A 341-nucleotide genomic window follows, 5' to 3' on the forward strand; every position below is an offset into this window, starting at 1 on the left:
GGTTGTGTGTTTTCGGCTCTGATGTCTTTGGCGGCCGCGGCTTCATCGGCCGAGATGTCCTCCGCGATGGCGAAGATCTGCTGCAGGCTCGCTGGAGGGATCACGACGCCGCCGGCGCTGTCCATGTAGATGTAGTCGCCCGGGTTCACGCATACGCCGGAGATCTCGACGGCCACGCCGGATGTGTGCGGCATGACCGTGTCGCCGCCCCAGTGGACCGCCTCTCCGGTGCACCATGTGGCGAACCTGTAGTCGCGTAGTTGGTCGAAGTCGCGGAGGCGGCCGTCTGCCAGTACGCCCGCCAGCCCGATGTTGTCCGCCCTTGCGAGTTTGGTGCCTCC

At 65.7% G+C, this 341-nt stretch carries 1 pseudogene; it reads right to left on the minus strand.

What is annotated here, in order from left to right:
- A pseudogene (locus R2S09_RS40385) lies at window positions 1-341 on the minus strand (RraA family protein); the annotation flags it as partial.

Source organism: Streptomyces sp. MK7 (assembly GCF_032658145.1).
Lineage (GTDB): Bacteria > Actinomycetota > Actinomycetes > Streptomycetales > Streptomycetaceae > Streptomyces > Streptomyces spiralis.